5 protein-coding genes are annotated in these 5,747 nt (G+C 62.9%); 2 read left to right on the top strand and 3 right to left on the bottom strand.

From position 1 onward, the window contains the following. On the top strand, positions 1 to 1,331 hold a 1,331-nt coding region (locus WBB85_RS17185; RefSeq protein WP_432639819.1), incomplete at its 5' end, for a hypothetical protein. A gap of 292 nt (positions 1,332 to 1,623) precedes the next feature. On the opposite strand, the gene WBB85_RS17180 is transcribed toward WBB85_RS17185, so the two are convergent. After that, positions 1,624 to 2,868 (bottom strand): mandelate racemase/muconate lactonizing enzyme family protein, encoded by a 1,245-nt coding sequence (locus WBB85_RS17180; protein ID WP_432639818.1) that lies wholly within the window; start codon positions 2,866 to 2,868, stop codon positions 1,624 to 1,626. Positions 2,869 to 2,925: 57 nt separating this feature from the next. Here WBB85_RS17180 and WBB85_RS17175 point away from each other — a divergent pair, with 57 nt between their 5' ends. After that, the gene (locus WBB85_RS17175) at positions 2,926 to 3,369 is read left to right on the top strand and encodes a GNAT family N-acetyltransferase (protein WP_432639817.1); all 444 of its coding nucleotides are present in this window, start codon (positions 2,926 to 2,928) and stop codon (positions 3,367 to 3,369) included. On the opposite strand, the gene WBB85_RS17170 is transcribed toward WBB85_RS17175, so the two are convergent. Both WBB85_RS17170 and WBB85_RS17165 read right to left on the bottom strand, forming a co-directional pair. Continuing rightward, positions 3,366 to 4,445: a zinc-binding dehydrogenase gene (locus WBB85_RS17170; protein ID WP_432639816.1), complete on the bottom strand. Its 1,080-nt coding sequence runs from the start codon at positions 4,443 to 4,445 to the stop codon at positions 3,366 to 3,368. The two genes, WBB85_RS17175 and WBB85_RS17170, sit on opposite strands and share 4 nt — an antisense overlap. 15 nt (positions 4,446 to 4,460) lie before the next feature. Then, entirely contained in the window at positions 4,461 to 5,687 is a 1,227-nt protein-coding gene (locus WBB85_RS17165; RefSeq protein ID WP_432639815.1) for a TCR/Tet family MFS transporter, read from the bottom strand. Between the last annotated feature and the right edge of the window lie 60 nt (positions 5,688 to 5,747).

The following is a 5,747-nucleotide window of genomic DNA, read 5'->3' as shown; positions in this document are numbered from 1 at the left end:
CGCTGCAGCCCCACCAAAACACCGGATATGTGATCAGAATCGTGGATGAATTCGTCCTTGTCGCTTTGAGAGATTCCACAGGATCTGTAATTCCCCAAAACCCAATGAACATTACTCGTCAAGGCGAGGTGCCATCTGTAAATCTCGGATTCCGTTACGATAGTGTTGCAGGGAACTGGGATAACATCGCGGCCGTCATTGCGAGACAAAGGAACGCGCCGTCAGGGTCGAACGTGGTGCCCGGCGCGAACCCGCCGTCAGGGTCGAACGTGGCCCCCGTCGCGAACCCGCCGTCAGGGTCGAACGTGGCGCCCGGCGCGAACGCGCCGTCAGGGTCGAACGTGGCGCCAACGGTGCGCGAAGGCCAAGCCTCAGCAACCGGATCCACGCTTCCGTCGGCTCGAGTGTCCGGGGAGCAACCGATCAGAAGATATATCGCCAAAGTCGAAATCACCAATGCTGAGCAAAAGCTGACCGCGGTTGCCGGCTATCCGGGGCTTTACAGCGTCAGCGCGGATGCCGTGGTCAAGCAATCCACTGGCTCACGGGTGCTGACGGCTGCCCAAAAGCCCCGGCATGTGATCAAAGTCAATGGAATCTACTATGCGGTCATTTTCAGAGCGGATATCGGGATTATCGTAATCAACAACCCCAGAGCCGCAACTCCTGACTATAGCGACATATACAGATACTATTACGACACCGCTATGGGTGAGTGGAGGAGAGGGGCGCAGAGTACGACCCAGAATACGAGCGGAACCCAAAACACGGTCGAAGGCCAGACTGGAGCCCGAAACACGAATACTGTGCCGAATATTGCGCGGGGCACAAACTCTGGCGTGTCTGAAGGAAGTGAAGGGACGATATCCGACCCGGCCCCGGCTCCGGTCCCGAGCGGAACCCAGCCCGGATCCTCTTCGGGCGAACAGGTTCAGGATACCAGTCAGACCGGCTCCTCGCTGGTAGACATCGGAGCAGACGTAGATGCAATTATACAGGACATGATAGACAACCCCGACGGTGACAGCACCAATCCGCCTGCCGCTGAAGGCGGTGGCGGCGGAGCTGGTTCCGCTGGTGGCGCGGACGGAAACGAGAGTCAGGGCGAAGATGAAGTAGCGGCCGCAGTGGAGGGTATTGTCCCGAACTTTGGTCCCTTTATAGACGCAGATGCATTGATCGATAATGTTTTGAACTCGCCCAGCCAGCAAGTTGCCGATTCGCCTGAAGCTGAGGGCGGTGGCGGCCGAGATGCTGATGATGCTGATGATGCTGATGATGCTGATAATGCTGATGGCGCTCCGCTCGCAAAAAGACCCAGACAACAATAACCGTCAAGAAACCCCGCCTCTGTCACGCCGTTCTGCCTGAAACATACGTTGCAGTCAGTTCTCGGTGGCAGAGGTCGGGTGTCAGCCGTAAGCCCTCACCGAAACGCCGCAGGCGGAAAATCTATTACATAAAGACATTGCTTTGTCGGACCGTATCCGAACGCGTGGGAACGCGGGACAACAACAGTCATGCGGACACTGCCTCAACCATATCTGCCGACATGTCCAAGCCGTGGTTGCCGCTGCCTAACCGAAGTCGGGCAGCGGTTTGTCATGCTGCGCGTGATTGTGGTCAGCCGGGTTTTCTCGTGGCCGGCGCGCCGCCTTCGAACCAGTTCGGGCGCGTGTAATCGCAGGGCGCTTCCTGCATCTGCAAGTGCAACCCGGTTCCGGTGAAGGGATGGGCGCGGGCCAGATCCTCGTCGAACTCGATGCCGAGGCCCGGCGCGTCGGGGACGATGACATAGCCGTTTTCCCACTTGATCGAGTTTTTGATCAGCGCAAGGTGGAAGGCCCCGCCGGTCTCGATCGTTTCGACCATCAGAAGGTTGGGGATCGAGGCGCCGAGTTGCACATTCGCGGCCCATTCCACCGGACCGGCATAAAGATGCGGGGCCATCTGGGCGGTGAAGACTTCGGCAATCGCGGCGATCTTCTTGCATTCGAGGATGCCGCCCGCCCTGCCGAGAGCGGGTTGCAGGATGCGGGTCCCGCCGGTCCGAAGAACGGTCGCGAATTCGGCCTTGGTGCAGAACCTTTCACCCGTGGCCACGGGGATGCGCACGGCTTTCTGCACTTCGGCGAAGTCCAGAAGGTTGTCAGGCGGGATCGGCTCTTCGTACCACAAGGGGCCATAGGGTTCGATCGCCTGCGCGAGGCGCACAGCACCCGCGACGTTGAACTGGCCGTGGGTGCCGAAGAGCAGGTCGGCACGGTCGCCGACCGCTTCGCGGATCGCCTTGCAGAAGGCGGCCGAGCGGGTGATGTCCGACTGGCTCGGGTCATGCCCGCCGCGGATCGTATAGGGGCCGGCAGGGTCGAACTTGACCGCCGTGAAGCCCATATCGACGAAACGGGCTGCGGCCTCGGCGGTCATGTCGGGATTGACCCAGAATTCCCCCGTTTCCTTGCCCGCTTCGGGATAGAGATAGGTGTAGCTGCGCAGCCGTTCGTTGATCTTGCCGCCAAGAAGCGCGTGGACCGGGCGGTTCAGCGCCTTGCCGATGATGTCCCAGCAGGCGATCTCGAGCCCCGACCATGCGCCCATGACCGTCAGGTCGGGTCGCTGGGTGAAGCCCGAGGAATAGGCGCGGCGGAACATCAGTTCGATGTTTTCGGGGTTCTCGCCCGCCATGTGGCGATTGAAGACATCCGTGATCACCGCTTCCATCGCCTTGGGGCCCACCGAGGAGGCATAACATTCGCCGTAGCCGGTGATCCCATCATCGGTGGTGAGTTTGGTGAAAATCCAGTAGCGCCCGCCCCAGCCGGGGGCGGGGGGGGCGACGGTGAAGATTTCAAGGTCCTTGAGTTTCATTCTATCCTCACTCAGGGTTTCGGGGCCGGGTCATGGCGATTGGAAAGGCCAGATGGAATGAGCAATCGGATCAGCTATCGTTGCCTTGCGCCAGACGATCTCGGCCTTCTTTTGGCCGTGCCTGACGGGGTGTTCGACAAGCCGGTGGACCCGGATCAGACGCGGGCCTTTCTGGCCGATCCCGGGCATCTGATCGTCGTCGCCCTTTGGGGCGACGAGGTCGTTGGCTTTGCCTCGGGGACAGTGCTGCTGCATCCGGACAAGCAGCCTTCGTTTTTCATCAATGAGGTCGGTGTACGGGATGAATGGCAGCGGCAGGGGATCGGCCGGGCGGTCTGCGAACGGCTGTTTGCCGAGGCACGGGCGCGGGGCTGCAGTGGCGGCATCTGGCTGGCTACGGAACGCGATAACCTGTCCGCGCTGGCGCTTTACCGCGCGATGAGCGGCGATGAGGCAGTCATCGTGGGCTTTGCGTGGGACGGGGCGTTCGATGACGATTAGGCTCCGAACAGAATGACGTTGCGGCGGGCGGCGCCTGATCTGGTGTCGGCTATGGCCTCGTTGATCTGGTCGAGCGACCAGCGGCCGGAGATGAGTTCATCGAGTTTCAGGCGGCCCTGCAGGTAAAGGTCGGTGATCCACGGGATGTCACGTGGCAGCACCGTATCGCCCATGTTCGATCCGATCATCGCATTGCCGGTATAGGTGAAGATCACAGGCTCCCACTCAGACTTCGCACCGGAATGCGGCATGCCGACCGCCACCATGCGGCCGCCATTGGCGAGGTAGCGGGTGGCGGTGTCGTAGGCCGGAATCGCGCCGACGGTGACGAGGACCGCATCGGCGCCGCGCCCGGCAATGCGCTTGACCTCGGCCCAGGGTTTTTCCGCTGTCGCCAGCACGCCGTCGGTCGCGCCGAATTCCTTCGCGACGTCCAGTTTCGCGGGGTTTGTATCGACCGCGATGATGCGGGCGGCCCCCGAAAGCCGCGCGCCCTGAATGGCGTTGAGGCCGACACCGCCCGCGCCGATCACCACCACGACCTCGCCCGGCCGGATGCGGGCGGTGTTGACCGCGGCCCCGAGCCCGGTGATCACGCCGCAGGAAATCAGCGCCGCCGCCTCCATCGGGATGCCGTCGGGCAGGGGGGCAAGCTGGCTTTCATGCACCACGACCCGTTCGGCGAAGGCGCCGCAATCGAGCCCGTGGGCGACCGGGCCGCCGTTCAGCGTCAGCGGGCTGCCGGGTCGCGGCTGGGTCGGGCAGAGCGCAGGGCGGCCCGAAGCGCAGGTCGGGCATTGCCCGCAGGAACGGATGAGGGTGACCAGCACCTTGTCGCCGGTCCGGTATCGTGCACCGGGCCCGGCCGCGCTGACCCGGCCCGCCGCCTCATGACCATAGACGGCCGGCAGATCGCCACCCCAGCCGCCATCCATGAAGGAGATGTCGGAAAAGCAGATCGCGCAGGCGTCGAGCGTGACCTCGACCTCGCCCGGGCCCGGTGCGCGCAGGTCCACGGTCTCAATGCTCAGTGGCTGGCCGACTTCGTGGCAGATGGCGGCGCGGATTTTGGTCATCGCTTTCTCCTCTCATCATCCGGCTAATGGCCCGGTCGGTCCCGGTTCGCGCGGTCGGGCGACAAGGATTGGAACACAAACGACCAATAGGATCGCGGCCAGTAGGAACGGCGCGCCCGGCGCGTGGATCGGGGCATCGGGTCGGGTGAAGATCGAAAACGTGCCGGTCATCAGCAAGGGCGACAGGATCATGCCGACCGCCGTCAGCGAGGCGATGACACCCTGCAATTCGCCCTGCTGGTCGTCGGGTGTGCCGTTCGACATCAGCCCCTGCATCGCGGGCCCGGCGATAGAGCCGAGGGCGGCAAAGGCGGTGAAGGCGATGGCCGCAGCACCCGAGGTTAGAAAGCCGAAGATCAGGCAGGCGACGATTTCGATGGCGAGCCCCCAGAACGCTGCCCGGTATTCGCCAACCGCCTTGATGATCGGGCCGATGGCGAAGGCCTGGGTCAGGGTGAAAAAGAGCCCGTATGTCGCGAGCGAGACACCGATCATGAACGGGTCCCAACCGAATTGCGCCTTGCCGTAGAAAGCCCAGACCGCCTCATAGACATGGAGTGCCACGTTGTAGACGAGATAGAGCGTTAGAAGCCGCCCGAGGCCCGGCAGGCGTCCGATGGCTCTGAACGCCGCCAGCGGATTGGCCCGCGCCCAGGTGAATGGGCGGCGGATGCTGTCGGTCACGGATTCGGGCAGGATCAGGAAGCCGAAGATCAGATTGGCCGCTGAAATGACTGCCGCACCCCAGAACGGCGCGCGGATGCCGAGGGTTGAAAGGAGGCTGCCGAGGAACGGCCCCGCGATGAAACCAAGGCCGAAGGCCGCGCCGATCAGGCCGAACCGTTTCGCTCGATCCTCCCTGGCCGAGATATCGGCCATATAGGCCATCGCGGTGGTATAGGTCGCCGCCGTGATCCCGGCGACGATGCGACCCGCCATCAGCATCCAGATCGTGCCAGCCACTGCCATGATCATGTAGTCGACTGCCATGATGCCGAGCGCGGTCAGCATAACCGGTCGCCGCCCGAAACGGTCTGAGAGGTTGCCGACAATGGGGCCGAAGAGGAACTGCATCACGGCGAAGGATGTGGCCAAGAGCCCGCCCCACAGGGCGGCATCCGAAAGATCGCCGCCCGTCACCTCACCGATCAGGTCGGGCATGACCGGAAAGATGATGCCGATGCCGATGGCGTCAATCATCACGGTCGCGAGCACGAAGATCAGGGCTAAGCGGTTTTGCATCGGATCCTGCCGGAAGTTTGCGGCAGGCTAGCCCGCCCGCGCCGGGTCTGAAAGGTCCGA

This window comes from Albidovulum sp. (assembly GCF_049646345.1).
Classification (GTDB): Bacteria; Pseudomonadota; Alphaproteobacteria; order Rhodobacterales; family Rhodobacteraceae; genus Albidovulum.
The sequence above is the reverse complement of the archived record's forward strand: the minus strand, read 5'-3'. Positions and strand labels throughout refer to the sequence as shown.

What these genes read in the sequence shown, in the direction of transcription:
- WBB85_RS17180 (WP_432639818.1), bottom strand. Translation starts at nt 2,868, where the DNA reads ATGAAACTCAAGGACCTTGAAATCTTCACCGTCGCCCCCCCCGCCCCC.
- WBB85_RS17175 (WP_432639817.1), top strand. Translation starts at nt 2,926, where the DNA reads ATGAGCAATCGGATCAGCTATCGTTGCCTTGCGCCAGACGATCTCGGC.
- WBB85_RS17170 (WP_432639816.1), bottom strand. Translation starts at nt 4,445, where the DNA reads ATGACCAAAATCCGCGCCGCCATCTGCCACGAAGTCGGCCAGCCACTG.
- WBB85_RS17165 (WP_432639815.1), bottom strand. Translation starts at nt 5,687, where the DNA reads ATGCAAAACCGCTTAGCCCTGATCTTCGTGCTCGCGACCGTGATGATT.